Genomic DNA, 352 nt, shown 5'->3' on the forward strand with positions numbered 1-352 from the left:
AATCTATAACAACAATGGCCGTCAATTTTCGACGAACTTTCAGTTTGGAGACCACATTGGTGTTGGCTATGTCCTGAACAACGGCTGGGATCTGAGCTTCAAGATACAACATTATTCCAATGGCGGCGTCAAACACCCGAATCCTGGGGGCAATTTTGCCGTCATTAAAGCGGGCATGGCCTTCTAAAAGGAGACCGGGAGCAGAATCCATTGCAGGGCGCTGGGATTATTTTTCTGGCGCTGCATGGCCGTGAGGAGAGCGAAGAGGAGTCTGTAAAAGCAAAACCCCCCGTTACGCTGGTAACGGGGGGTTCGCAGAATACAAGCCTGACGATAACCTACTTTCACACTG

The 352-nt window shown here is 50.0% G+C and carries 1 protein-coding gene; it reads left to right on the forward strand.

Annotated elements, in window-relative coordinates; all coding sequences use genetic code 11:
* A partial coding sequence (locus ACO0LB_RS20685; RefSeq protein ID WP_423052601.1) for an acyloxyacyl hydrolase occupies positions 1–187 on the forward strand: 187 nt, incomplete at its 5' end.
* Positions 188–352 lie beyond the last annotated feature (165 nt).

Origin of the sequence: Undibacterium sp. SXout7W, assembly GCF_049339385.1 — a bacterium.
Lineage (GTDB): Bacteria > Pseudomonadota > Gammaproteobacteria > Burkholderiales > Burkholderiaceae_D > Undibacterium.